Below are 26,606 nucleotides of genomic sequence, written 5' to 3'. Positions count from 1 at the left end.
ATGTTTAATCGTATTCGAATCTCGACCACGCTGTTTTTGATTTTGATCCTCTGCGGTGTATTGCAGATTGGCAGTAATGGCTTGTCTTTCTGGGCATTTCGGGACGGTTTTCAGAGCCTGAATCAGGTCGAGCAGAGTAATCAGCAACGCGCGGCGCTGGCACAAACGCGCGCCGTTTTATTACAGGCGAGTACCGCCCTCAACAAGGCCGGGACATTAACGGCGCTGAGCTATCCGCCCGATGACATCAAAAGCCTGATGGTTATCGCGCGCGAAAGCCTGGCGCAGTCCGCCACGTTGTTCAATGGCTTCAAGGCTATCGAGGCGAATACGGAATCGGGCAAAGCGCTGCAGGACGCAACGGAGAAAAGCTTCACCCAGTGGCACAGCGATCTGGAACATCAGGCCACCTGGCTTGAAAACAACCAGTTGTCAGACTTTCTGACCGCGCCAGTGCAGGCGTCACAGGATGCCTTTGATGTGAACTTTAACGCCTGGCAGCAGAACATTAACCATGTGCTGGTGGTGGCTGGGCAACAGAGCAAAAACAACTATCACATGTCGGCAGCGATCTTTATCAGCATGGTCATTATTGCCGCGCTGTTAACCACCGGAGCGCTGTACTGGTCGCGCAAAATGATCGTCCAGCCGCTGGCGATTATCGGCAGTCATTTTGACAGCATTGCCGAGGGCAACCTGGCGCGGCCGATTGCGGTTTACGGGCGTAATGAGATTTCGGCGATCTTTGCCAGCCTGAAGGCGATGCAACAGGCGCTGCGGGAAACCGTCAGCGACGTGCGTCAGGGCAGTCTGGCGATGCACACCGGGATTTCTGAAATCGCGATGGGTAATAACGATCTCTCCTCACGCACCGAGCAGCAGGCGGCGTCATTGGCGCAGACGGCGGCCAGCATGGAGCAGTTAACGGCTACCGTCGGTCAAAACGCCGACAATGCGCGCCAGGCTTCCGGGCTGGCAAAAAGCGCCGCCGATACGGCGAAAACCGGCGGCGAACAGACCACCAAAGTCGCCAGTACGATGCAGGCGATTGCCGCCAGTTCGCAAAAGATTGGCGACATTATCGGGGTGATAGACGGTATCGCCTTCCAGACCAATATTCTGGCGCTCAACGCGGCGGTCGAAGCGGCGCGTGCTGGTGAGCAGGGGCGTGGATTTGCTGTGGTTGCCGGAGAAGTACGAAACCTGGCGAGCCGCAGCGCCCAGGCAGCAAAAGAGATTAAAGGGTTAATTGAAGAGTCGGTGAACCGCGTCCACCAGGGATCGCAACTCGTCGATACGGCTGCCCGTACCATGACGGAAATCGTCAGCTCGGTCACCCGGGTCAACGACATCATGGGCGAGATTGCCTCGGCGTCAGACGAACAACGCAGAGGAATAGAGCAGGTGGCACAGGCCGTCACCCAGATGGATCAGGTGACACAACAGAACGCCGCGCTGGTGGAAGAAGCCGCCGCCGCGACCGGGCAACTCGCGCATCAGGCCGACACGCTGTCAGCCCGTGTAGCAGTATTCAAACTTGAAGAGCATGTGGTAACACACCAAGAATCGGCACCGCCGCAGGCTGTGCCCGTTGTATCCTGAATGTGATTGAGAAGGCGCTATGACATCATCTCTGCCCAACGGGCAAACGTCATTATTGTTACAGATGACCCAGCGCCTTGCGCTGTCCGACGCGCACTTTCGTCGGATATGTCAATTAATCTACCAGCGTGCGGGGATCGTGCTGGCGGACCACAAGCGGGACATGGTTTACAACCGCCTGGTCCGTCGCCTGCGTACGCTGGGAATGGATGATTTTGGTCACTATCTCAGCGTGCTGGAAGCGAATCAAAGCAGCGCAGAGTGGCAGGCTTTTATCAACTCGTTGACCACTAACCTGACCGCTTTTTTCCGCGAAGGGCACCATTTCCCGGTACTGGCGGAAAGCGCGCGTCGTCACAGCGGCGAATACCGGGTCTGGAGCGCCGCGGCATCGACCGGTGAAGAGCCGTACAGTATCGCCATTACGTTGGCCGATACGCTGGGCATGGCGCCAGGGCGCTGGAAGGTGTTCGCCAGCGATATTGATACCGAAGTGCTGGAAAAGGCCCGTAGCGGGATCTATCGCCTGGACGAACTGAAGACCCTGTCGCCGCAGCAGCTCCAGCGTTATTTCATGCGCGGAACCGGTCCTCATGATGGGCTGGTGCGTGTACGTCAGGAACTGGCAAGCCACGTCGAGTTTTCCGTGATTAACCTGCTCGATAAGCAGTACAACGTGCCGGGACCGTTCGACGCCATTTTCTGCCGCAATGTGATGATCTATTTCGATAAAACGACGCAGCAGGACATTCTGCGCCGTTTTGTCCCTCTTCTTAAGCCTGATGGTCTGCTGTTTGCCGGGCATTCAGAGAACTTTAGTAACCTCGTGCGCGACTTTAGCCTGCGCGGGCAAACGGTTTATGCGCTAAGTAAGGGTAAAGCATGAGTAAAATCAGGGTGTTGTCGGTCGATGATTCTGCATTGATGCGTCAAATCATGACCGAAATTATTAACAGCTATAGCGACATGGAGATGGTGGCAACCGCACCCGATCCGCTCGTCGCCCGGGATTTAATCAAGAAATATAACCCTGACGTGCTGACGCTGGACGTCGAAATGCCGCGGATGGACGGCCTCGATTTTCTTGAAAAGCTGATGCGACTGCGTCCGATGCCGGTGGTGATGGTGTCGTCGCTGACGGGGAAAGGCTCGGAAGTGACACTGCGGGCGCTGGAACTGGGGGCGATCGATTTTGTCACCAAGCCGCAGTTGGGGATCCGCGAAGGGATGCTGGCCTACAGCGAGATGATTGCGGAGAAAGTGCGCACGGCGTCACGCGCACGTCTGACAGCCCATAAACCGCTTGCGGCGCCGGTCACCTTAAAGGCGGGACCGCTGCTCAGTTCGGAAAAACTGATTGCGATTGGCGCCTCGACGGGGGGCACCGAGGCAATTCGCCATGTGCTGCAACCGCTGCCGCTCTCCAGTCCGGCGGTCATTATTACGCAGCATATGCCGCCCGGTTTTACCCGCTCGTTTGCTGAACGTCTGAACAAGCTGTGTCAGATAACCGTGAAAGAGGCGGAGGACGGCGAGCGTGTTCTGCCGGGTCATGCCTACATTGCGCCGGGCGATAAACACATGGAACTGGCACGCAGCGGGGCAAACTATCAAATCAAAATTCATGACGGTCCGCCGGTTAACCGGCACCGGCCGTCGGTGGATGTGCTGTTTCATTCGGTAGCGATTCATGCGGGGCGCAACGCCGTCGGGGTGATCCTGACGGGAATGGGCAACGACGGCGCCGCCGGAATGTTAGCGATGCACCAGGCGGGCGCCTGGACGATTGCGCAAAATGAAGCAAGTTGTGTGGTGTTCGGCATGCCGCGCGAAGCTATCAATATGGGTGGCGTCAGCGAAGTGGTCGATCTTAGTCAGGTTAGCCAGCAGATGCTGGCGAAAATCAGTGCCGGACAGGCAATACGTATTTGAATCAGGAGTAATTTTTTATGGCGGATAAAGAGCTTAAGTTTTTGGTTGTGGATGACTTTTCCACCATGCGTCGCATCGTGCGTAACCTGCTTAAGGAGTTGGGATTTAACAACGTGGAAGAGGCCGAAGATGGCGCGGATGCGTTGAATAAACTGCAGGCAGGTGGGTTTGGTTTTGTCATTTCCGACTGGAACATGCCGAACATCGACGGTCTCGAGTTGCTGAAAACCATTCGCGCGGACAGCGGAATGTCCTCACTGCCGGTGCTGATGGTCACGGCAGAAGCGAAGAAAGAGAACATCATTGCCGCGGCGCAGGCCGGGGCCAGCGGCTACGTAGTGAAACCGTTCACCGCGGCGACGCTGGAAGAAAAACTCAATAAAATCTTTGAGAAACTGGGCATGTAAGGGGCTGACCATGATGCAACCACAGATTAAACCCGTAGATGAACATTCTGCCGGGGATATCATTGCCCGCATTGGTAGCCTGACCCGTATGCTGCGTGACAGTCTGCGCGAACTGGGACTGGACCAGGCGATTGCCGAAGCGGCAGAAGCCATTCCTGATGCCCGTGACCGTCTGGACTATGTAGTACAGATGACCGCGCAGGCGGCTGAGCGCGCCCTGAACAGCGTTGAGGCTTCTCAGCCGCATCAGGACGAGATGGAGAAAGGGGCGAAGGCGCTGAGCAAGCGTTGGGACGAGTGGTTTGAAAACCCGATTGAGCTCTCTGACGCCCGCGAGCTGGTGACAGACACTCGAAAATACCTCGGCGATGTGCCCGGGCATACCAGTTTCACCAACGCACAGTTGCTTGACATCATGATGGCGCAGGACTTCCAGGATCTGACCGGTCAGGTGATTAAACGCATGATGGATGTGATTCAGGAGATTGAACGTCAGCTGCTGATGGTACTACTGGAAAATATTCCGGAGCAGAGTTCTCGACCCAAACGCGAAAGTGAAAGCCTGCTGAATGGTCCGCAGGTCGATGCGACCAAAGCGGGCGTTGTCGCCAGCCAGGACCAGGTGGACGACCTGCTCGACAGCTTAGGTTTTTGAGAAACAGTAGCACCCAGCGAAAGCTGGGTGATCACACGGTTAGCGGAGATCCATCTTCACGGTAACGTTGCCTTCAAATTGACCCGGCTCTGGTTTAGTCGACGTGGTGCTAACTGGGGCCGCTTTCATTATGATTATGCCGTTGCCCTGCTCGTCCATCGTGACCGGTAAGTCGACTGAACCGTCCAGCACAACGTTTCCGTTATTCTGATCAAACATTCGTACGCCGACATCATCCCGGCCCTGCATTTTGGCAATCAGGCTGTTGCTGCCCGGAGCGACACCCTGATCGGCGCTGAGTGTCAGTTTAATTTTCCCGCTGTTAGCTGCTGCGGGATCGTCGCAATGGTAAGAGATATCGACGTCCCTGAGCGTATAACTTGTCGGGGGCTCACCGGGTGAAAAGAACTGTGAAGTAACAATATTGCCCAGTTCAACTTCTATGGTGCTGCCAGCGTTAATCGTACAACTGAGCGGGACGCTGAGCTTACCTGACAGCCTTAAATTAGACACAAGCTGCATGTCGGTGCTGGCACAATAGTTTCCGGTCGAAAGGCAGGAGTAGCTTTGCGCAATAACGGTTTCAGGGATGATTTCTTCACCCAAAATGGCTTGCTTAACATAAAGGGTGAGCACGGCGACATTCCACTTAAACTCCCGCTTTATACTGCTGCCGCCGGAAGGACGCGTTGAATCGCTGCAAACATCTTTGGTCCCTTCACTCGGTTTTATCGTTTCTGAACTCCTTTTCATGCTAGTGAACGGCGTTGGGTAGCTATCAATATTGATTGGCGTTAAGCCAGTTCCATCGGGTGAGTTTATGGCATCGGTGTAGCCCGTGACATCGACATCGAAATGTTCGGTCAGATAGCCATATCCCACTGTACCCGAGGGTAACGGACTTCCCGCTGCGGTGATTTCATATACGTAAGTGCCTGAGGATGTGTTCATCCCCTTCGGGCAGGCGCAGTTGGCAACCACGGATGGCCCTTGTGCAACCAGATGATAATCAGCATCATTGCCGATAACTTGTCCTGCTTGATTATTTTCAGCAGGGATCTCCACGTTGACAGTCGCGCTGTAGTCCACCGGAGGTGGAAAACAGTTGGTTAATACGACTGTGGCCGCCTGAGTGCTGGTCATAAAAGCCAGGAATGTCACCATCAGAGCGTGTTTCAATACCAGACGGCGAATAAGGCAGGCCTTTTTTTTATTCTGCATGGTTTGTCTCCGGCTTGCAGAGCGCACTGACCTGGCGAATACCACCGGGAGCAGTGTCAGAAGAGGGGGGGAGTGTAACCTCAGCATGGCAGATCTGTTCTGCTGAGCTGCCCCATTTCACGGTCAGGGGGATAGTTTCGCCGACGCCGGCGAGATAGAGCACGCCGCGATCGTCGACGATGCCGCTGAGGGAGAGGTTGTCCACACTGGCGACTGCGCCAAAGGGAATGGCGCGTCCATCAGGACGGCTGAGCGAAACCAGAACCCGGTAGCCGATATGCGCCGCAAATTGTGTGCTAACGGCGGCGTTGCGACTTGGCACCACTGTCATCGCTGTGGCATCCGTATCCACATCAGACGGCAAACTGGTCGTATCGACGCGGATAACGTTTTCCTGATAGGGCGTCAGTGAAGGGATGACGGCGTTGCCAAAAAGGTCGGTTTGAATGCCGCGCTGATTGACAAAACGCACGCCAGACGCACCTTTGGCGCTGACTATGGCGAATTGATCGCCTAAGGGCTGAGAAAGTGTGATACCAGCCGGATGAGCGACAATGCCACCGCTGAGTCCGTAGCTCAGTTGCTGAGAGCTATCGGATGCATAAGCGTATCCGGCGTTGAGGTTGGCATAGGGTGAACGATAGCTGCTGTAGATGCTACTGCTGTCTTCTCCGTTGTAGTTAGTCCGACTCTGCTGAAAAGAATAACTGAGGCGATCGTCATCCAGTAACGTGCCATTAAGCCCGACGTTATGCGTGGTGCTCCCTTGCTTGCTGGTGCTGAGATTATAGCTGGCCCAACTTTTAGGCAGCCATTGAGAAAGCGGCAGGTTAAAACTCAGAGATAGCATCTGATCGCCGGGCTGATCGCTGGTTTTGCTATAGGTATAAGCCAGATTGAGGCTGACACCGCCGATCATCCGATTGATGCCTGAGGTGATGCTTCGCTCTTTATTGCGGGTCTTCCAGTAATCCTGTTGATAACCAGAGATGTAAACATTACTGTCCAGCAGGCTCTGGGCAAGGTTAATCTGAATCCTGCTACGTTTGTTGTAGTGGTAAGACCAGTTGATATCGCTTGCATCATATTTTTGGTTTGCATCGGCGAACGTGTAATAACCGCTGGTCGAATAACGATAGTTCGCCAGAGTTAGGTTGGTGTCTGTTGATTCAAACTGTTTGGAATACAACAAACGCCAGGACTGTCCGTTATGCTGCTCGTTGTTATCCAGATTCGCGCGGGCCAGGGCCACATCGGTTGAAATAGCACCGAACTCACCCATCATCATGCCTGTACCGAGATCGCACGCCTGGTAATCCGACGAAGTGGTCACGCCACCAAACAATGTCAGAAAGTTATTCAGACCATAAATGGCGCTACCCTGAGCAAAAAGGGGGGTATGGCTTGCATGTGCATCGTCTGCGCGAAAACGGGCGAGGGTGCCTTCGTAGCGAATACTCCCCGGACGCTGCATGATAGCGACGCTTGAATAGGGTTGGGTGAAATGATGCTCGGTTCCATCGGCTTCCTTAACGGTAACTTCGAGATCGCCGCTATTGCTGGTGGAGTAGAGATCAGTAATTTCAAACGCACCCGGTGCGACGTTGGCCTGGTAGATGATATATCCATTTTGCCGCACCGAGACTTCGGCGTTAGAACTTGCGATACCACGAATAATTGGGGCAAATCCACGCTGGTTAAAGGGTAGCATTTGATCGTCAGAAGCTATGTTGATGCCGCGGTATTGGATACTGTCAAAGATTTCCCCACGGGTACTGTTTTCGCCAGCGACAAACTGGGCTTTTAAAGAACGAATGTCGTGTTGCAGCCAGGTATTGATGGTTTGCCACGTTTGCGTCTCATCGGAACGATTCCACGTTGAATAGTTGCGTAGTCGCCAGCCGCCGAGATTGGCGCCGCTTTGCAGGTTAAGATATTGACTGGAATAGCGGGACGACTCGCCCCCGGTACGCTCTGAGCCAGAGAACGCATAGTTGGTGAAAAGTACAGGCACACCGTCGTTCCACATTAATTCTGCGGCCTTATCACCATAGTGTTCATCAATAGCTGCTTGCGGCATACTGATGAACAATGTCATCGTGTTAAATTCAAACTTAACGGCAGCAAAGGGTATATAGTCCCCTAGAGGTTTCTCAAGTGGCTCATCGACTGGCAATTTCGCCAGTTCAGCATATGCATCGACGCGAATACCCCATTGCCGCAACTGCGTTGGCGTTAAGCTCGGTTGTAGCGCTCCAGATTTATCATTGATAAAGGCAATCAATTTATCGTCGATGTAGCGCTTATTCATGGATACTTTGGTTCGATACGTGCCAGCTAACTGGCCATTTGCTTTGGAAAAGAGAGAGAGATCGATATCCTGCTGTGATAGCTCATCCCCCTCAAGAGCTGAAGGAGAAAAATAATACTCCCGTGCAGACACATGGCTTACTGCAACGAGGAGCAAACCACTCAATCCTTTGATGAGAGTGGGGAAACGAAGCAAAGGAGGGGACAGGTGTAGTCCTTTAGCAGCCATTGCTTACCACTATTTCTGCGTTAAACTGGCGGTAAATTCAGCGGTTGCATTGCCATAATCGGTAATGCAACGCCAGGCTACCTTCGAACCCACAGTGGCGTTAGCAAGGGGAAATGTGTTGCTGGCTTTAGGGGCCACCATTTCGACGGCTGTCACTGACTTGCCATTAACCCGTAGGGTATCGAAAACGCTGTAATATTCCCCGCTATTAGTAATAGAGATCTGCCCATTGCGCTGGCTGAATTGAAGATGCTTACAGGCTTCTACAGGAGCGTCTTTTAATCCCACCGGACGCCAGAACAGTTTTAGCCTGGTTTTGTAAATAAGGCGTAAGACGTTTTTTGTCGAATCATCAGTGGCGGTGGCCGGGATGGTGCGAACGTTCATATAAAACAGGGATTCACGATCGGTGGGTAGCGCTTTACCCGACCAGGTAATACGTAAGTTCTGCTCTTTTTGCGGATCGAGCCGGAACAATGGGGGGGTGACAATAAACGGACCCCGTGTTTTTCCATCGCCAGTGTCTGTCCATGATTGAATAAGCCAAGGGAGCTCTTTTTCTGTATTGGTCAGCGTCAATGCAGCTTCTTTCTTGCTTGCATCATAGATAATACGTGTGCGTCCCACCTGGATACCTGCCGCATGGCTGAAAGCGGTAAATGCATAAGTCGTGATAAAAAAGATGAGCAAAGGAGTACGCATATAATTCCTTTTAATGCACGCACATGTTAGAAACTATCCTGGACGTGTTATTAAGCTTATCATTAATAACACGCGAGGAAATGTTTTAGCTTCACCTATAAAGAATATTAATTGTTAAATCGGCATCGGCCGCACCTGCGGTTATTGTTGAAGAGACAGATTTATAACGGGCCTGCAGAGTGGTTGAAATAGTGTCTGATGCAACGGCTGGCAATGGGATAAAGACTTGCCCGTCCGACTTATCAAGTTTGATCAGAGTATCTGTATGCCCTTCTTCGCTGAGCACGATACCTATGCCACCTGCCCCGGAGACGGCCAGTTTATCCGTTGTGCTCGCAACCGTTGTACCATTAAAGGTGAGCTGAACATTTGATAATCCATCACTTGCCATCGGGCAGCTGCTAAGCGAAATAATCACCGGAACCAGGTCGGTTTCAACGCCTACAGATGTAAAGTAAGATGTCGGATAAGTACCCAGCGGCACGTTATAAGTGGTACCACTGTCGCCGACAATCACACAGCTCGGCGTAATGATTTCCCCTGTAAAGTGGATTGTCCCTGCATTATCTTCTGGCGCCGCAACAGCGGTTGAAGTTGACAGCGCCAAAATCAGGCAAACAAAAATGTTCCTTTTCACTGTCTTATTCCCCATGTAAATAAAATTGGCGTATCAATTGAAAAAAAGTATATCTTTGAGATATAACCCTTAAGGGTATAGTGCAGTATACACAGAAATTCGTTATTCGAAAGTCCGTTTTTTAATTCTTGAAGTGAAATAATTAAGCTCGGGAAGGAAATATTGTTGTTTATACATGGTCCGCATGAATATAAGTTGATTTATATTTATTGATAATGGTGCTATGTTTTAACGATAAAAAAGTTGTAATGATAAATTTATATTAAAAATATAATGTTTAATTATTAATGATTGTAATTAAATGTTAATATCATCTTGCAGTAAAGCCATAACCAGACATTGAAGATTTCGCGCTTAAAGGTTATCAACGGTTTAAAAAGACCAGTTTACAGGGTCTTTTTAAGCCATTGCCCGGATGAAGATACTGTCATCATAACGCAAAGACAATCTGGGTTGAGCGCGTTCCTTGGCAGACGAAAACGACAACGACGACAAAACAGAAGCCCCCACACCCCACCGACTTGAGAAAGCGCGGGAAGAGGGGCAGATCCCCCGTTCCAGAGAACTGACCTCACTGCTGATTTTGCTGGTGGGCGTCTGCATTATCTGGATTGGCGGTGAGTCGTTGGCCAGACGGTTATCGGGCATGTTGTCGGCAGGACTGCGTTTTGACCACAGCATGGTCAATGATCCTAATCTGATCCTCGGGCAAATTATTCTGCTGATTAAAGAAGCGATGATCGCGCTGCTGCCGCTGATTACCGGCGTGGTGCTGGTGGCGCTGATCTCGCCGGTTCTGCTTGGCGGTCTGGTCTTCAGCGGTAAATCACTGCAACCCAAATTTTCCAAGCTCAATCCGCTGCCAGGCATCAAACGCATGTTTTCCGCGCAGACCGGGGCGGAATTGTTGAAAGCCATTCTGAAATCCACACTGGTGGGCAGCGTGACGGCGATGTATCTGTGGCATAACTGGCCGGAGATGATGCGCCTGATGGCGGAGTCACCGCGCGCGGCGATGGGCAATGCGCTGGATCTCGTTGGGCTGTGTGCGCTGCTGGTGGTGCTGGGGGTGATCCCGATGGTCGGATTCGACGTGATTTTCCAGATCATGAGCCATTTGAAAAAATTACGCATGTCACGCCAGGATATCCGTGACGAATTTAAACAGAATGAAGGCGACCCTCATGTGAAGGGGCGTATCCGGCAGATGCAGCGCCAGGCGGCGAGTCGACGCATGATGAGTGATGTCCCTAATGCCGATGTCATCGTCACCAACCCGACTCACTATTCGGTGGCGCTGCAATACGACGAAAATAAGATGAGCGCGCCGAAAGTCGTGGCGAAAGGGGCCGGACTTGTGGCCCTGCGCATTCGCGAGATCGGTGCCGAGAACAAAATTCCCACCCTTGAAGCGCCGCCGCTGGCGCGTGCGCTTTATCGCCATGCTGAGATTGGTCAGCAGATCCCCGGACAACTGTACGCCGCCGTCGCGGAAGTGCTGGCCTGGGTGTGGCAGCTTAAACGCTGGCGGCTCGCCGGTGGGGAACGTCCACCACAACCTGCAAATCTTCCAGTGCCTGAAGCCCTGGATTTTATGAACGAGAAGACTACCGATGGCTAATCTGGTTGCGATGCTGCGCCTGCCCAACAACATGAAAACCACGCAGTGGCAGATCCTTGCCGGGCCAATCCTCATTCTGCTGATCCTGTCGATGATGGTCCTGCCGTTGCCGGCGTTCATCCTTGACCTGCTGTTTACCTTTAACATCGCACTGTCGATTATGGTGCTGCTGGTGGCGATGTTCACCCAGCGCACGTTGGAGTTTGCCGCGTTTCCGACCATTCTGCTGTTCACTACGCTGCTGCGTCTGGCGCTGAACGTGGCTTCCACTCGTATTATTTTGATGGAAGGGCACACTGGCGCGGCGGCGGCGGGCAAGGTCGTTGAAGCGTTTGGTCACTTCCTGGTCGGCGGTAACTTTGCTATCGGCATCGTGGTGTTTGTTATTCTCGTCATCATCAACTTTATGGTTATCACCAAAGGTGCCGGGCGTATCGCTGAAGTGGGCGCGCGCTTCGTTCTTGACGGGATGCCGGGTAAACAGATGGCGATTGACGCCGACCTTAATGCCGGCCTTATCGGTGAAGATGAGGCGAAAAAGCGTCGTTCTGAAGTGACTCAGGAAGCCGACTTCTATGGCTCAATGGACGGTGCGAGTAAGTTCGTTCGTGGCGACGCCATCGCCGGTATTCTGATTATGGTGATTAACGTTGTGGGCGGTCTGCTGGTGGGGGTGCTGCAACATGGGATGAGCATGGGGCATGCTGCGGAAAGCTATACCCTGTTGACAATCGGTGATGGTCTGGTGGCGCAGATCCCCGCGCTGGTGATTTCAACCGCGGCGGGCGTCATCGTCACCCGCGTCAGTACCGATCAGGACGTCGGCGAGCAGATGGTCGGGCAACTGTTCAGTAATCCGAGCGTGATGTTGCTGAGCGCCGCGGTTCTGGGTCTGCTGGGCCTGGTGCCGGGCATGCCAAACCTGGTGTTCCTGATGTTTACCGCCGCGCTGCTGGGACTGGCCTGGTGGATCCGGGGACGTGAGCAGAAGGCGCCTGTCGAGCCACAACCGACTAAAGTTCCGGAAAACAACTCGGTGGTGGAAGCCACCTGGAACGACGTGCAACTGGAAGACTCTCTCGGCATGGAAGTGGGCTATCGCCTGATCCCGATGGTCGATTTTCAGCAGGACGGCGAACTGCTGGGTCGTATCCGCAGTATCCGTAAAAAGTTCGCCCAGGACATGGGCTTTCTGCCGCCAGTGGTGCATATCCGCGACAATATGGATCTGCAACCTGCGCATTACCGCATCCTGATGAAAGGGGTGGAGATTGGCAGCGGCGACGCCTATCCGGGACGCTGGCTGGCGATAAACCCAGGCACGGCGGCGGGGACATTACCCGGCGAACAGACAGTGGATCCGGCATTTGGACTGGACGCGATCTGGATTGAAAGTGCCTTAAAAGAGCAGGCGCAGATTCAGGGCTTTACCGTAGTGGAGGCCAGTACAGTAGTCGCCACCCATCTGAACCATCTGATTGGTCAGTATGCGGCTGAACTGTTCGGTCGCCAGGAGGCGCTGCAACTGCTGGATCGCGTGTCGCAGGAGATGCCGAAGCTGACCGAAGATTTAGTGCCGGGCGTGGTGACCCTGACCACGCTGCATAAAGTGTTGCAGAACCTGCTGGACGAAAAAGTGCCAATTCGCGATATGCGCACTATTCTGGAAACGCTGGCGGAACATGCGCCATTGCAGAGCGATCCGCATGAACTCACGGCGGTGGTTCGCGTGGCGCTGGGGCGCGCCATCACCCAGCAGTGGTTCCCGGGTAATCATGAAGTTAACGTGATTGGTCTCGATACCGCGCTCGAACGCCTGCTGCTGCAGGCACTCCAGGGCGGTGGGGGACTGGAACCCGGCCTTGCCGATCGACTATTGGCGCAAACTCAGGAGGCGCTGTCCCGCCAGGAAATGCTGGGTGCGCCGCCGGTGCTGCTGGTTAACCATGCGTTGCGTCCATTGTTGTCGCGCTTCCTGCGCCGCAGCCTGCCGCAACTGGTGGTGCTGTCGAACATGGAGCTGTCCGATAACCGTAACATCCGCATGACGGCAACCATTGGAGGTAAATAATGCGCAAACTGCTTTGGCTGTTACTTTTCCCGCTGGTGGTACAGGCTGCCGGGGAAGGGGCGTGGCAGGCCAGTAGTATCGGCATAACCCTGAATCATCGCGGCGTGGCGGCCTCGTCGTCGCCGCTTTCATCCAGCCAGCCCGTCTCCGGTCTGATGACGCTGGTCGCCTGGCGATATGAACTGAATGGCCCGACGCCTGCCGGTTTACGCGTGCGCTTATGTTCACAATCACGCTGTGTAGAGATAGAAGGGCAGAGCGGCACCACGCAGGCATTTAACAACGTGCCTGCCGTTGAACCCCTGCGTTTCATCTGGGAAGTCCCCGGCGGTGGTCGCTTAATTCCCGCATTAAAAGTTCAGAGCAATCAGGTGATTGTGAACTATCGTTAACGGTTATTCTCCTCATCAGGCAGTACGCTAAACTGCTGCCTGACTCTCATTTTTGACCTTGCCTTTTGATTGAAAAGAAACGCTGTTTTATAAATCGGTGACACGCGTTGCCGGTCTCTTTGCGTTTTTGCCATTTCAATCTCACCGGTGGCAAAAACGAAAAGGTATCCCACTTTGTAAGCTCTTACTGTAGCCGTGTAAGAACTCCTTTGGCGCAGCCAAACGGCCGGGAGTCCCCCAACCATTTGCAGGGTTAACGGCAATGAAAACACGTAAAATTGGATTGGTGAATTATTTCGCCTATGGTTCAGGCGATTTTCTGGGAGCAGGCACCACGGCGCTCACGGCAGCCTGGCTGCTCTATTTCTATACGACGTTCTGCGGGCTTTCTCCTATCGAAGCGACCTTCATCTTTGCGGCTGCAAGGGTGCTTGATGCTGTCGTCAGTCCGCTGATGGGCTTTTTGACCGATAACTTCGGTTCCACCTGGCTCGGTAAACGCTTTGGTCGGCGTAAATTCTTTATCTTGCTGGGGATCCCATGTGTATTCAGCTATTCACTGATGTGGGTAGGGGACATGGGATTCTGGTATTACCTGCTGACCTATCTGCTGTTTGATATCGTCTATACCATGATTCTGGTGCCTTACGAAACGCTGGTGCCGGAGATGACCGATGATTTCAAACAGAAAACCAAGTTTTCCGGCGCGCGTATCGGAATGGCGCAAATGTCCGCCATTCTGGCCTCTTTCCTGCCCGGCATTTTGTTAACCGCCTTCGGCAAGGACAACCCCATCTCCTTCTTTTATGCAAGCCTGGTGTTCTCAGTGCTGTGCGCACTGATGCTGACTTTTGTCTGGTTCTTTACCTGGGAACGCCCGCGTGAAGAGTGGACGGAAGCGGCGCTGCGGGCGGAAGAAGAGAAAAAGAGCCTGACGTTCAGCCAGAGCATGAACCGCCTGTTCGTAGAGTTGAGTTCCACACTGCGGATTAAGATTTTCCGTCAACATCTGGGGATGTATCTCGGCGGTTACATCGCGCAGGACGTGTTCAACGCCGTCTTTACCTACTATGTGGTGTTTGTCCTGATGCAGGAAGCGTCAATGGCGTCGAATTTGCTCGGTACGATGGCGATTTTCCAGTTCATTGCGGTTATTGCCATGATCCCGTTGTGCATCCGTTTTGGGCCCGCGCCGTCCTATCGAATGGTCGTGGTGTTGTTCGGTCTGAGCTCGCTCTCTTACGCGGTGCTTTACTACGCGGGATTGAGCGACATCTACTCTCTGTTGCTGCTGGTTTCTGCGGTGGCGGGGCTGGGCCGCGGTGGTATCAACTACGTTCCGTGGAACACCTACACCTACATTGCGGATGTCGATGAAGTCATTACCGGTCAGCGCCGCGAAGGGATCTTCGCCGGGATCATGACCCTGACGCGTAAAGCGTCGCAGGCAGGGGCGGTGATGCTGGTTGGGATTGTCATGCAAATGTCGGGCTTTGTTTCAGGGCAGAGCACGCAGCCTGAAGCGGTCAGCCATACCATTCTGTTGATTCTCAGTTGCGGTACGCTGCTGGTGCTGGCCTGCGGCTTCCTGGTCTCCCTGCGCTTTAAACTGAATTTGCAGACCCACAGCACGCTGCGTGAAGAGACGGTGAAAATGCGCGAATCCGGTCGCACAATGCCGGAAAGTATTACCCCACAGGCACGCGCCACCGTCGAGATGCTTGCCGGGCTGCCGTATGAATCACTTTGGGGTAACAACAATATTGGTTACCTGAATCGTAATAAACCCGCGGCTCCTTCACTGAAGCAGGCTGCGATATGGAATTCGACTTATCACAGAGGGTAAAGATATGAAGGTTTGGCCTGTCAAACATAGCTCGTTACTGCGTCAGCCGGAACGGTTTATCTCACGGGAAGCGCTGAAAGCGTTAATTCAGACGGTGACGACCAATCTGGTGAACATTAAGGACGAGACGGGTCAATTTCTGCTGCGCCTGGACGACGGACGTGTGATAGACACCAAAGGCTGGGCAGGATGGGAATGGACGCACGGCGTCGGGCTGTACGGGATGTATCAGTACTACCAGCAGACCGGCGACGAAACGATACGCGACATCATCGACAACTGGTTTGCTGACCGTTTTGCCGAAGGGACCACCACCAAAAACGTCAACACGATGGCACCATTTCTGACTCTGGCGTATCGCTACGAGGAGACGCGTAATCCCGCTTATCTGCCGTGGCTTGACGCATGGGCGGAATGGGCGATGTATGAGATGCCGCGCACCGATCACGGCGGTATGCAGCACATCACGCTGGCGGAAGAGAACCATCAGCAAATGTGGGATGACACCCTGATGATGACGGTGCTGCCACTGGCGAAAATCGGTAAGTTGCTTAAGCGTCCTGAATATGTGGAAGAGGCGACCTATCAGTTTTTGCTGCACGTACAGAATCTGATGGACCGGGAGACCGGCCTGTGGTTCCACGGCTGGAATTACGACGGGCATCATAACTTTGCCAGTGCCCGTTGGGCACGCGGCAATAGCTGGCTGACCATTGTGATCCCGGACTTCCTCGAACTGGTGGACCTGCCAGAAAATAACGCCGTGCGCCGCTATCTGGTACAGGTGCTAAATGCGCAGATTGCTGCGCTGGCGAACTGTCAGGATGAAAGCGGGTTGTGGCACACGCTGCTTGACGATCCGCAGTCCTACCTGGAAGCCTCCGCTACCGCAGGATTTGCCTACGGAATTTTAAAAGCGGTGCGCAAGCGTTATGTCAGTGCGGACTATGCCGAGGTGGCGGAAAAAGCGATTCGTGGAATTGTGCGGAACATTTCACCGCAAGGGGAGTTGCTGCAAACGTCTTTCGGTACGGGCATGGGCCACGATCTCGACTTCTACCGGGCGATTCCGCTGACTTCCATGCCCTATGGCCAGGCGATGGCGATGCTGTGTCTGACGGAGTATTTGCGGAAGTATTTCTGATAGCCTGAAAAAACAAAACCCGGCATTTGCCGGGTTCTGTTTATCGCTTACATGCGTTCTACGGTTTCGATACCCAGAGTATCCAGACCGAGCTTCAACGTTTTCGCCGTCAGCAGCGCCAGTTTCAGGCGGCTGTTACGAACTTCTTCGTTTTCTGCGCTCAGGATTGGGCAGTGTTCGTAGAAGCCTGAGAACAGACCGGCGACGTCATACAGGTAGGCACACATTACGTGCGGCGTCCCTTCACGCGCAACAACTGTTAGCGTTTCTTCAAACTGCAGCAGACGGGCAGCCAGCTGCGCTTCGCGATCTTCGCTGAGCTGTACCTTCGCGTTCGCCAGATCATTTTCATCCAGACCGGATTTACGGAATACCGACAGCACACGAGTGTAGGCATACTGCATGTAAGGCGCGGTATTGCCTTCGAAGGCCAGCATGTTATCCCAGTCGAAGATGTAGTCGGTGGTGCGGTTTTTGGACAAATCGGCGTATTTCACCGCGCCAATCCCGACGGCGTTGGCCAGTTTTTCCAGTTCGTCTGCCGGCATGTCCGGGTTCTTCTCGCTCACCAGACGACGGGCGCGTTCCAGCGCTTCGTCCAGCAGGTCTGCCAGTTTCACCGTACCGCCTGCGCGCGTTTTGAACGGCTTACCGTCTTTGCCCAGCATCATGCCGAACATGTGATGTTCCAGCGGCACGGCGTCAGGCACGTAACCGGCTTTACGCACGATGGTCCACGCTTGCATCAGGTGCTGGTGCTGACGGGAGTCGATGTAATAGAGCACGCGATCGGCATGCAATGTTTCATAACGGTACTTGGCGCAGGCAATATCGGTGGTAGTGTACAAATAGCCGCCATCTTTCTTCTGAATGATGACCCCCATCGGTTCGCCTTCCTTGTTTTTATACTCATCAAGGAATACGACGGTGGCGCCTTCGCTTTCGACGGCCAGACCCTTGGCTTTCAGATCGGCCACGATCCCCGGCAGCATCGGGTTGTACAGGCTTTCGCCCATCACATCGTCGCGGGTCAGGGTTACATTCAAACGGTCATAGGTGATCTGATTCTGGGACATGGTGATGTCGACCAGTTTGCGCCACATCTGCAGGAAGTATTCGTCGCCACCCTGCAGTTTTACCACGTAGCTACGGGCGCGCTCGGCGAAGGCTTCATCTTCGTCGTAATGTTTTTTGGCTTCACGATAGAAACCTTCGAGATCCGCCAGCGCCATTTCACCGGCGTTTTCCTGCTGCTGTTTTTCCAGATACGCGATCAGCATGCCGAACTGAGTGCCCCAGTCGCCGACGTGGTTGGCGCGAATAACGTGGTGGCCGAGGAACTCAAGGGTACGCACGGCGGCGTCACCGATAATGGTGGAGCGCAGGTGGCCGACGTGCATCTCTTTCGCCACGTTTGGCGCGGAGTAATCGACAACCACCGTCTGCTTCGCCGGTTTAGTCACGCCGAGACGATCGGAGGTCAACGCCTGTTCCACATGTTCCGCCAGGAATGCCGGGTCGAGGAAGATATTGATAAAGCCAGGGCCCGCGATTTCAACTTTGCTGGCGATACCGTTCAGATCCAGATGAGTCAGCACCTGCTCAGCCAGTTGTCGTGGAGCCATACCCAGTTTTTTAGCAACTGCCATCATGCCATTGGCCTGATAGTCGCCGAACTGTACTTTTGCTGACTGACGAACCTGCGGTTCGCAATCTGCAGGCGCGCCTGCAGCAATCATGGCCTGACTGACTTTTTCTGAGAGAAGAGCCTGAATATTCACCGGAATACCTTACGTTGATGAAGCGGGTTGATGTTTACCGCACCAGTTTAAGAATTAAGGGCGGGAGTATACTGCAAATGCCCCCCTGCGTCAGCACTGCGCAGCCGTAAGCGCGTACAGAAAATAAGCGTTAAAGGAGTGCATAAGCATGCATACCGCAAATCCTGCAATCTACGGTTGGTTGCGGGAGGTCAACGGAGTAAATTAGCGGCTTTGAACACCGATATGAGCTCTTATTATGGCCAACTGGCAGACCATTGACGAACTGCATGATATTTCCGCAGATTTACCGCGATTCACTCAGGCGTTCACAGAACTTTCCACTCGCCTCGGTCTGGATGTTGCACCGCTTGAGGCCGATCACATTTCTCTGCGTTGTCATCAGAACGCCACTGCTGAACGCTGGCGTCGAGGATTTGAACAATGCGGCGAGCTGCTGTCGGAAAATACCATCAACGGGCGACCAATTTGTCTGTTCAAACTGCATGAGCCGGTGTGCGTCGCGCACTGGCGCTTGAGCATTGTGGAACTGCCGTGGCCCGGGGAAAAGAGGTATCCTCATGAAGGGTGGGAACACATTGAGATTGTCCTGCCTGGCGCTCCTGAAACCCTGAATGCCCGCGCATTAGCGCTGCTTTCGGATGACGGACTGAGCCAGCCGGGCATTTTTGTGAAAACCAGTTCACCGAAAGGGGAACACGAACGTCTGCCGAACCCGACGCTGGCGGTCACTGACGGGAAGGTCACCGTCAAATTCCACCCGTGGTCAATTGAGGCAATCGTCGCCAGCGAACAGCAACAGGAGTGAATATGACATTGCTGGAAATCTGTTGTTACAGCATGGAGTGCGCGCTTACGGCGCAGCAAAACGGCGCGGACCGCATTGAACTGTGCGCCGCGCCAAAAGAAGGGGGCTTAACGCCATCACTGGGCGTGCTGCGCTCGGTTCGTCAGGCGGTGACGATTCCGGTACATCCGATCATTCGGCCGCGCGGTGGAGATTTTTGTTATACCGACGGTGAGTTCGCGGCGATGCTGGACGATGTACGGACCGTGCGTGAACTGGGGTTTCCCGGACTGGTGACAGGCATTCTTGATCCTGACGGTCATGTCGACATGCCACGTATGCGGCAGATTATGGACGCGGCAGGTCCTCTGGCTGTGACCTTTCACCGCGCGTTCGATATGTGTGCTAATCCGTTAAATGCACTACATAATCTTGCGGAACTGGGTGTCGCCAGAGTGCTGACGTCGGGGCAGAAATCCGATGCAGTGCAAGGTTTAGCAAATATTATTGAACTTATTGCTCACCCCGGTGCTCCAATCATTATGGCCGGAGCGGGGGTTCGCGCAGAAAATCTGCCGCGTTTCCTGGATGCCGGAGTACGGGAAGTACACAGTTCCGCCGGAACCTTGCTGGTTTCACCTATGCGCTATCGCAATCAGGGTCTGTCAATGTCGACAGATAAGCAAGCGGATGAATATTCCCGCTATGCGGTAGACGGCAAGTCGGTTGCTGAAATGAAAGGAATCATTTTTCGCCATCAGGCCAAATGATTTTACCGTTGCATCATGTCGCCCAATATGATGCTTGCTCGTACCAGGCCCCTGCCCATTCAACAGGGGCCTTTTTTTACGCTAAATTTCGCTGATGAATGACGTTGTAGGCCGGGCACGCGAAGCGTCCCCGGCAAAATGCCTTATCCGGCTTACGACCCATGACATCACGGCTTACGCGCAATTAATACGGCACGTAATGGGGCGGGGTAGCCTTCGACCGTTTTGCTGTGATCGTTCGGATCGAGGAAATCGGCCAGCGATTCGGTGACCATCCATTCGGTACGGCGCTGCTCTTCGGTCGTCGTCACGCAGACATCCGCGATGCGAACATCAACGAAGCCACATTTTTCCAGCCAGTTTTTCAGCGCCAGCGCGGAAGGGATGAAATAGACGTTGCGCATCTGCGCGTAGCGATCGCCCGGCACCAGCACAGTATTTTCATCGCCTTCCACCACCAGCGTTTCCAGCACCAGTTCGCCGTCTTTCAGCAGTTGATCTTTCAACTGCCAGAGATGCTCCAGCGGGGAGCGGCGATGGTAAAGCACGCCCATCGAAAAGACGGTATCAAACGCATTCAGCGCCGGAAGTTGTTCTATACCCAGCGGCAGCAGATGCGCACGCTGATCGTTTCCCAGCAGCTTTCGCACCGCTTCAAACTGGCACAGGAACAGTTGCGTCGGGTCAATACCAACAGCCAGATGCGCGCCCGCGCCAATCATGCGCCACATATGGTAGCCGCTGCCGCAACCCACATCCAGAATCGTGCGACCGGTCAGATCCGACAGATGCGGCAGTACGCGATCCCATTTCCAGTCAGAACGCCATTCAGTATCAATGTTCACGCCATACAGCGAGTATGGCCCTTTACGCCATGGCATCAGATTTCGCATCAGGGTGTCGATACGCTTGATCTGCCCCGGGCTCAGCGGCGCTTCACTTTCCGCCGTCACGCTGTGTAATAAATCCAGACGGTACGGCGTCAGTTCCGGCAGAAATTCCACCGCGTTTGACCACTGCTTAAACAGACCGTGCTGATCGCGCTGCCAGGCGGCAATCTGCGCGGGCAGCGTTTCCAGCCAGTGGGCAAGATGATTTTTGGCAATCAGCTGATAGAAGTTACCAAAGTCGATCATGCGCTTGCCTCAGCTTTCAATGCCACCAGTGAGCCAAAGTTAAAGCACTGGAACCACAGTTCGCTGTGCTCAAAACCGGCCTGACGCAGGCGGGCTTTATGGGTTTCAACTGAATCGGTCAGCATCACGTTTTCCAGCATGCTGCGCTTCTGGCTGATTTCCAGTTCGCTGTAGCCGTTGGCTCGCTTGAAGTAGTGGTGCATGTTGAACAGCAGTTCGCCCACTTTCGCATCTTCGAAGCTGAATTTTTCCGACAGCACCAGCGCGCCGCCCGGATTCAGCCCCTGATAAATCTTATCCAACAACGCCTGGCGCTCCGGCGGATCAAGGAATTGCAGGGTAAAATTCAGTACCACCATTGAGGCGTTCTCAATGGTGATGGCGCGGATGTCGCCTTCCACAACCTCAACTGGCGTGGGTGCCTTGTAAGCATCGATATGACGGCGGCAGCGTTCGATCATCGCCGGGGAGTTATCAACGGCGATAATTTTGCAGTTTTCATGATGGATATTGCGACGCACCGAGAGCGTCGCCGCACCCAGCGAACAACCCAGATCGTAGACCTGCGTATCCGGCTGCACAAAGCGCTCGGCAAGCATGCCAATCATCGAAATAATATTGGAATAGCCGGGAACAGAACGCTGGATCATATCCGGGAAGACTTCGGCTACCCGTTCATCGAAGGTCCAGTCGCCCAGGCTGGCGATGGGCGCAGAAAAAAGCGTGTCGCGGTGAGACATAACGTAAAAATCCGGGAAAAATAAAGTGGCGTATTGTGCGCTAATGCAGGGAGAAAACCAACTCCCACGGCATATACCAAAGGTTCGCCAGCACCATCAGTAACAATGCACACCAGGTGGCGCTCATGCCGGAGCGACGCCAGCGGAACAGACGGTGATGGAAACCGTAATAATGCATCAGCCGACCCACGAGCAGAATAATGCCGCAAATATGCACCATCCAGGTTTCTGCGCCGTTCATTTCCATAAACAGCAGCAGCACTAACGCGACGGGAATATATTCCACCGCATTACCATGAATGCGGATGGCTGTCTGGAGTTCACTGAAGCCGCCGTCACCATAGGCAACGCGGTATTGCATCCGCAGGCGGACAACGTCAAAAGAAAACTTCATCAACAACAACGCACCCAAAACGGCATACAGCGCGCTTACCATACAAACTCCCTTTAAAATGGCTGATGGCACTGTCTATGATAGGTGGCAATTTCAGAAAAGAGAAGATTGCTGTGGAATGGACGGAGCAGTTCCGATATCCGGTAAAACATCTCGCAAGTCCTGCCACAGGGTATCGACCAGTTCCGGAGCCTGCGCGATATCCGGGGTATGCAAAAAGAGATACGGTGTGGTGGTCTGTTCCCAGAGCGGTAATTTTTTTAGCCAGTCGGCAAAGAACGCCCGGTTTTGTCGCATATCATCGCTGCCGATAAAGCGCACCAGTGGATGGTTCGCGGTCACTACTGCATGTACCGGCAGTTTCGGCTTCTTGCGCTGGGCGTCGCGGATGGCTTCATTATGCGCATGGGCCGCGTGTACTGGACGACTGTCGAGGATAACCCGATTCACTCCGCGCCGATGCAATCCGCTATTGAACTGCTGTTCAGCGTCGCCTTTAGCTAAAAATTCAGGATGACGGACTTCGACGCCGTAGGTAAACATCTGTGGCAGGGCATCGAGAAAATGCCAGAGCGCAGGGAGATCACGTGGGCCAAAGGTGGCGGGCAATTGCAGCCAGTACTGACCGATGCGGCTTTCCAGCGGCGACATTCGGGTCAGGAATTCGTGCAGCAGATCATCGCAATTGCGCAGAGCTGCCTGATGGGAAATGGTCGCTGGAAATTTAAAACAGAAACGAAACGCATCCGTCGTTTGTGCGTACCAGCGTGCCACAATCTCCGCTTTTGGTAGCGCATACAGCGTGGTGTTGCCTTCCACACAGTTAACATGACGGGCAATATTGATTAACTTACTGATTTCAATAATGCTCTGGCGCTGCTATGTATGCTTTGGGGCATCTGTGGGGCAAAATCCGCGAGCCTCTGATTCAGCATTGCGATCTGCTCACTACTGCTGTCTGCCATCCACGCGCCGTATACGTTGAAGACCATCTGGGCGCTCGCATGGCCCATCTGACTGGCAATGAAGCTGGGGTTAGCGCCAGCTGACAGTGACCAGCACGCATACGTGTGACGCGACTGATATGCTTTCCTGTGCCTTATCCCTGCTCGCTTCATCGCTGCGTCCCATAAATCACCTATCGAGTCGACTTTGTAGATGATCCCCACCTGCTGACATCTTCTGACCAGTTGAGGGTTGAAAACAAATGTACACTCGTGGCTCTCAGTTCTGCCGTATTCGCGCAGCTGAACATCGATCCGATGCCTTTTTCCAAGCCTGGTCATTTCCGCCTGATTCCTCAGGACGCTGATCGCAGGCTGAATGAGGTGTATCACTCTGTTGGTACTGGCCTCAGTTTTCGGTAGAGTGAATTCACCTAGTTTTGTATAATTACGCCTGATTGTTATTGTTCCAGCTTCAAGATCGATATCCTCCCAGGCCAGGGAGGTCAGCTCCCCATGACGCACCCCTGTGTATACTGCAAGTGACCACAGGTTTTTCGTCTGCTGATGCCGGCATGCATCTATCAGGCGAATAAATTCGTCTCGAGTCAGCGGATCTGGCTCTGCCCTGGCTTTTTTCAGAGGCTTAATTCCTTCGAATGGGTTCACCTCTAAGTAACCGTGGTCAGCAGCAAACTGAAACATTCCGGCTATCGTCGTCATGTAATAATTCACCGTAACAACGCTTCGCCCTTTTGCAGGGGCTTTGCCTTTCGTCGGATTTTGATAACTGGTCAGCAGGTCTTTCCTGATGTACAGCAATTCCTCTTTAGTTACCGCTGACACCAGTCGATTACCTCCGATCCTTGGCACCACATTTCTTGCGACAGACTCATAGCGATTTAATGCGTTCGCGCAGATTTCCATCCGTTTCAGATCAAGCCATTTTTCTTCAAGTTCTTTCACCGTAATTTCTTTTTTACTTACACCAAAAGCCTTGAGGTTAGGGGAGTCAGGAAACTGTGCAGCATAATCAAATGTTCCTGTGCGGATGGCAAAACATACCGATGTCCGCAGTTCTCCGGCGATCTTCCTGTTCTTAGCGGTGTCAGGGACACCGAGGCTTTCCCTGACACGCTTACCTTTAAAATTAAACCAGATGCGTAAAGTTCCACCGTGGTTTTCGACGCCTGTTGGATATATGACTTTATCCATTGATACCTCCAGACGCCCAAGAGCGATATGAGCTTACCGTTTTCATGGCATCAAATCACCCAGGCTGTTTATTTTTCATCGAAGTCACCCATGCATCGACAGCCTTTCGGTTGTACATGCACTCACTGGATGGCTTAGGGTTCCCGTCTGGTGAAACGTGGATATATTCCCGGCCAACCATCCAGCACTCTTTTCTTGCCCGGAGGATGGTACCGGGCTTGAGCCCGGTAACCGCGATAAGAACGCTTTCACAAACCCACTCGTTAGGGGATAACTGAATAACATTGTTCATATACCCACCTCACACCATATTCAGGCCACGGCAGTGGCACCACACATCAAACATACGTTTAACCACTTCACGGCAGTAGAATCCTTCCTGATCTCTTGAGAGGTCGTAGCGGTTTCCGTACCGCTGGCGCACCCATATTTCAAATGCTTTGTGCATCACTTTACCTCTACGCTGATCCCGGCGATAACACCGGCCCGTTCGATAGCTTCTTTCACCCAGCTCTTATAGGTTTCCGGATGGAATATTTCTCCCTTTCCGGTACCGCTCCAGAACGCTTTTGAACTGGCGTCGGGAAGGGTGATGGTTAACGGTTTACCAGAGGTGACATCGTTAACCACTCTTTCCCAGCGGTCGCCGGTCTGTGATTCAAGGCGCTGAATTAACTCCCCGATGCTTAATGGGGCACTCAATTGCTGGCGTAAGCGCTGGATCTCCTCCGCCATGTAGTAGCCGGTTTTGCTCCAGGTATCGACGTCATCGCCCGTCATGTCTGGTTCCATGGTCGCCATCAGAACGGAATCGTGATAGTCCTGGCTGCCATCGGTGATCGCGACAGCGTAGGTATCACTATTTTCGCGCTTATGAATAAGCACAACCGGGCTTTTAATTTTCCTCATCTCGCACCTTAGTAATTCATCAAAAACTTATATTCAATCAGCGCGCCGAAAACGACGGCCACCAGCAGCAGGCCAAACAGCATGTACAGGAGAAATGGCTTCATCGTTTAGCCTCCCGCTGTACGGTTTTGTAGGCCCGCAACATATCGCGGGATTTGCCGGACAAAACTGACTTCATGAAAAGCACGCCGCTACGGGTTGCAATGATGCCTGGCGTGCAGAGCAGGGCGGCGTCTACCACCCGGTTATGTTTACGGAATTCAAACACGGTACTGGTGATCACGATGTTCGCTGCGGCTCCGTAGTCCTGATATTGGATCTTCATACAGCACTCTCATCATTCGCGTTTACTGGTGCCTTACGCAGAACGAATCCGCCAAACTCCGTATGCTGCCAGCGCTTGCGCTTACCGCCCGGGGGAGTGGATTCTTCCAGCAGAACCTGGAAGGCGTGCATGAATGATTCACGATGCACGCACAGACCGCGAACGCCTGGTAATTGCCTGGATGGCAGGTTTGCGAACCGAACGAGGCGACGGCAGGAAGGATCGGACAGACCGGTTTCCCACGAAATCTTATGCACCGGAACGAACTCAGCGTCAGTGCTAATGAATTCAGTTGAACTGATGCGTTGCTGTGGCGCTGCGGGGGATTCGGTCGCAGTAGTAACCAGGCTAGTACCGCTGACTTCCAAAACCGCTTTCATCGTCGCTGATGCGGTTGCTTCGGCAACCACCCGGACCAAGGAAAGAATATCGTTATTCATGCTGATCCCCTGCTGGTGTGATTTAGTTACTGGCACTTCTTTGCCGTATGTGCCAGTGGCCATGATGGTTGGAAGTACATCCTCACAAACCCAGTCCTGCACACGTTCAGCGGATGGGAGCTGGCTACGCAGGATCAGTCGGAACAAATCAGCCTGACCGGCAAGTTGAGTGCCACGTGGTTTTTCACCAAATCCCAATTCTAACGATTCGTTATAATTAAGTTTAATCAGATACTTACAATGGTCTTTCAGTGCTTTTGCTGGGTTCGTATACCCAAGCGACTTAGCCAATTCAACTGCGTCAAATGCTGGTTTTCCTTCGTAGAGGACCCCACTCATCGAAAAATCGAGCTCTTCTGAACTAAATGTCATCAGCTGGTTATTCATCATCAGTTC

At 53.3% G+C, this 26,606-nt stretch carries 26 protein-coding genes and 1 pseudogene; 12 read left to right on the top strand and 15 right to left on the bottom strand.

Annotated elements, in window-relative coordinates:
- The 5 genes from tap to cheZ are packed head-to-tail and all read left to right on the top strand — an operon-like array spanning nt 1 to nt 4,596.
- Complete coding sequence (tap, locus tag C2U53_RS24835) at nt 1-1,602, top strand: methyl-accepting chemotaxis protein IV (protein ID WP_043000335.1); 1,602 nt, start codon at nt 1-3, stop codon at nt 1,600-1,602.
- 19 nt (nt 1,603-1,621) lie between these two features.
- The gene (gene cheR / locus C2U53_RS24830; protein ID WP_043000336.1) at nt 1,622-2,488 is read left to right on the top strand and encodes a protein-glutamate O-methyltransferase CheR; all 867 of its coding nucleotides are present in this window, start codon (nt 1,622-1,624) and stop codon (nt 2,486-2,488) included.
- A complete protein-coding gene (locus tag C2U53_RS24825) occupies nt 2,485-3,534 on the top strand; it encodes a chemotaxis response regulator protein-glutamate methylesterase (RefSeq protein WP_043000337.1) in 1,050 nt (349 codons plus the stop codon). The genes cheR and C2U53_RS24825 overlap by 4 nt, the downstream gene beginning before the upstream one ends.
- A gap of 17 nt (nt 3,535-3,551) precedes the next feature.
- The gene (cheY, locus tag C2U53_RS24820; protein ID WP_043000338.1) at nt 3,552-3,941 is read left to right on the top strand and encodes a chemotaxis response regulator CheY; all 390 of its coding nucleotides are present in this window, start codon (nt 3,552-3,554) and stop codon (nt 3,939-3,941) included.
- 10 nt (nt 3,942-3,951) lie between these two features.
- Nucleotides 3,952-4,596, top strand: coding sequence for a protein phosphatase CheZ (gene cheZ, locus C2U53_RS24815; protein ID WP_043000339.1), 645 nt, complete (start codon nt 3,952-3,954; stop codon nt 4,594-4,596).
- 39 nt (nt 4,597-4,635) lie between these two features.
- Here the strand turns inward: cheZ and C2U53_RS24810 are convergent, their stop codons facing one another.
- The 4 genes from C2U53_RS24810 to C2U53_RS24795 all read right to left on the bottom strand — a co-directional run bounded on the left by C2U53_RS24810 (nt 4,636) and on the right by C2U53_RS24795 (nt 9,695).
- A complete protein-coding gene (locus tag C2U53_RS24810) occupies nt 4,636-5,817 on the bottom strand; it encodes a fimbrial protein (RefSeq protein ID WP_043000340.1) in 1,182 nt (393 codons plus the stop codon).
- Nucleotides 5,807-8,284, bottom strand: a complete 2,478-nt coding sequence (locus C2U53_RS24805) for a fimbria/pilus outer membrane usher protein (RefSeq protein ID WP_246876139.1) — start codon at nt 8,282-8,284, stop codon at nt 5,807-5,809. Before C2U53_RS24805 ends, C2U53_RS24810 begins: the two co-directional genes overlap by 11 nt.
- An 81-nt stretch (nt 8,285-8,365) precedes the next feature.
- Nucleotides 8,366-9,058 carry a molecular chaperone gene (locus tag C2U53_RS24800; protein WP_044257621.1) on the bottom strand — a complete coding sequence of 231 codons (693 nt, stop codon included), beginning with the start codon at nt 9,056-9,058 and terminating at the stop codon, nt 8,366-8,368.
- 91 nt (nt 9,059-9,149) lie between these two features.
- Nucleotides 9,150-9,695, bottom strand: a complete 546-nt coding sequence (locus C2U53_RS24795) for a fimbrial protein (RefSeq protein WP_228530439.1) — start codon at nt 9,693-9,695, stop codon at nt 9,150-9,152.
- A 466-nt stretch (nt 9,696-10,161) separates the two neighbouring features.
- Here C2U53_RS24795 and flhB point away from each other — a divergent pair, with 466 nt between their 5' ends.
- The 5 genes from flhB (at nt 10,162) to C2U53_RS24770 (ending at nt 16,769) form a co-directional block, all read left to right on the top strand.
- Nucleotides 10,162-11,316, top strand: a complete 1,155-nt coding sequence (flhB, locus tag C2U53_RS24790; protein ID WP_043000344.1) for a flagellar biosynthesis protein FlhB — start codon at nt 10,162-10,164, stop codon at nt 11,314-11,316.
- Entirely contained in the window at nt 11,309-13,387 is a 2,079-nt protein-coding gene (flhA, locus tag C2U53_RS24785; RefSeq protein ID WP_104446615.1) for a flagellar biosynthesis protein FlhA, read from the top strand. Before flhB ends, flhA begins: the two co-directional genes overlap by 8 nt.
- On the top strand, nt 13,387-13,779 hold the full coding sequence (flhe, locus tag C2U53_RS24780) for a flagellar protein FlhE (protein WP_043000346.1): 393 nt from the start codon (nt 13,387-13,389) through the stop codon (nt 13,777-13,779). The genes flhA and flhe overlap by 1 nt, the downstream gene beginning before the upstream one ends.
- Before the next feature lie 262 nt (nt 13,780-14,041).
- Nucleotides 14,042-15,625: an MFS transporter gene (locus C2U53_RS24775; RefSeq protein WP_043000347.1), complete on the top strand. Its 1,584-nt coding sequence runs from the start codon at nt 14,042-14,044 to the stop codon at nt 15,623-15,625.
- 4 nt (nt 15,626-15,629) lie between these two features.
- The gene (locus C2U53_RS24770) at nt 15,630-16,769 is read left to right on the top strand and encodes a glycoside hydrolase family 105 protein (protein ID WP_104446614.1); all 1,140 of its coding nucleotides are present in this window, start codon (nt 15,630-15,632) and stop codon (nt 16,767-16,769) included.
- Nucleotides 16,770-16,816: 47 nt separating this feature from the next.
- Here the strand turns inward: C2U53_RS24770 and argS are convergent, their stop codons facing one another.
- Nucleotides 16,817-18,550, bottom strand: coding sequence for an arginine--tRNA ligase (gene argS / locus C2U53_RS24765; RefSeq protein WP_044257623.1), 1,734 nt, complete (start codon nt 18,548-18,550; stop codon nt 16,817-16,819).
- Between the two features lie 238 nt (nt 18,551-18,788).
- Between argS and C2U53_RS24760 the strand changes: the two genes are divergently transcribed.
- Nucleotides 18,789-19,358: a VOC family protein gene (locus C2U53_RS24760; protein ID WP_044257624.1), complete on the top strand. Its 570-nt coding sequence runs from the start codon at nt 18,789-18,791 to the stop codon at nt 19,356-19,358.
- Nucleotides 19,359-19,360: 2 nt separating this feature from the next.
- Complete coding sequence (cutC, locus tag C2U53_RS24755) at nt 19,361-20,107, top strand: copper homeostasis protein CutC (RefSeq protein ID WP_104446613.1); 747 nt, start codon at nt 19,361-19,363, stop codon at nt 20,105-20,107.
- Between the two features lie 167 nt (nt 20,108-20,274).
- Here cutC and cmoB read toward each other — a convergent pair whose 3' ends face one another.
- The 10 genes and pseudogenes from cmoB to C2U53_RS24710 all read right to left on the bottom strand — a co-directional run bounded on the left by cmoB (nt 20,275) and on the right by C2U53_RS24710 (nt 26,597).
- Nucleotides 20,275-21,243, bottom strand: coding sequence for a tRNA 5-methoxyuridine(34)/uridine 5-oxyacetic acid(34) synthase CmoB (cmoB, locus tag C2U53_RS24750; protein WP_044257625.1), 969 nt, complete (start codon nt 21,241-21,243; stop codon nt 20,275-20,277).
- Nucleotides 21,240-21,983, bottom strand: coding sequence for a carboxy-S-adenosyl-L-methionine synthase CmoA (gene cmoA, locus C2U53_RS24745; protein ID WP_104446612.1), 744 nt, complete (start codon nt 21,981-21,983; stop codon nt 21,240-21,242). Before cmoA ends, cmoB begins: the two co-directional genes overlap by 4 nt.
- A gap of 40 nt (nt 21,984-22,023) precedes the next feature.
- Nucleotides 22,024-22,419: an MAPEG family protein gene (locus C2U53_RS24740; protein ID WP_042318401.1), complete on the bottom strand. Its 396-nt coding sequence runs from the start codon at nt 22,417-22,419 to the stop codon at nt 22,024-22,026.
- A gap of 51 nt (nt 22,420-22,470) precedes the next feature.
- Nucleotides 22,471-23,244 (bottom strand): DUF72 domain-containing protein, encoded by a 774-nt coding sequence (locus C2U53_RS24735; protein WP_104446611.1) that lies wholly within the window; start codon nt 23,242-23,244, stop codon nt 22,471-22,473.
- Nucleotides 23,223-24,536 (bottom strand): site-specific integrase, encoded by a 1,314-nt coding sequence (locus C2U53_RS24730; protein ID WP_058588206.1) that lies wholly within the window; start codon nt 24,534-24,536, stop codon nt 23,223-23,225. The genes C2U53_RS24735 and C2U53_RS24730 overlap by 22 nt, the downstream gene beginning before the upstream one ends.
- 55 nt (nt 24,537-24,591) lie before the next feature.
- Entirely contained in the window at nt 24,592-24,828 is a 237-nt protein-coding gene (locus C2U53_RS24725; protein ID WP_058588205.1) for an excisionase family protein, read from the bottom strand.
- 9 nt (nt 24,829-24,837) lie between these two features.
- Nucleotides 24,838-24,984 carry a hypothetical protein gene (locus tag C2U53_RS30030; protein WP_172740596.1) on the bottom strand — a complete coding sequence of 49 codons (147 nt, stop codon included), beginning with the start codon at nt 24,982-24,984 and terminating at the stop codon, nt 24,838-24,840.
- Nucleotides 24,984-25,160: pseudogene (locus tag C2U53_RS30485) on the bottom strand (ATPase); the annotation flags it as partial. The pseudogene C2U53_RS30485 and the gene C2U53_RS30030, both read right to left, overlap by 1 nt.
- Nucleotides 25,161-25,545: 385 nt before the next feature.
- Nucleotides 25,546-25,770, bottom strand: coding sequence for a hypothetical protein (locus C2U53_RS24715; RefSeq protein ID WP_044257017.1), 225 nt, complete (start codon nt 25,768-25,770; stop codon nt 25,546-25,548).
- Entirely contained in the window at nt 25,767-26,597 is an 831-nt protein-coding gene (locus C2U53_RS24710) for a BRO family protein (RefSeq protein ID WP_104446610.1), read from the bottom strand. The genes C2U53_RS24715 and C2U53_RS24710 overlap by 4 nt, the downstream gene beginning before the upstream one ends.
- Nucleotides 26,598-26,606 lie beyond the last annotated feature (9 nt).

It is taken from the genome of Citrobacter sp. CFNIH10, assembly GCF_002934585.1.
GTDB lineage: Bacteria > Pseudomonadota > Gammaproteobacteria > Enterobacterales > Enterobacteriaceae > Citrobacter_A > Citrobacter_A amalonaticus.
Note: the sequence above shows the minus strand (reverse complement) of the source record. Positions and strands in the feature narration are given on the sequence as shown.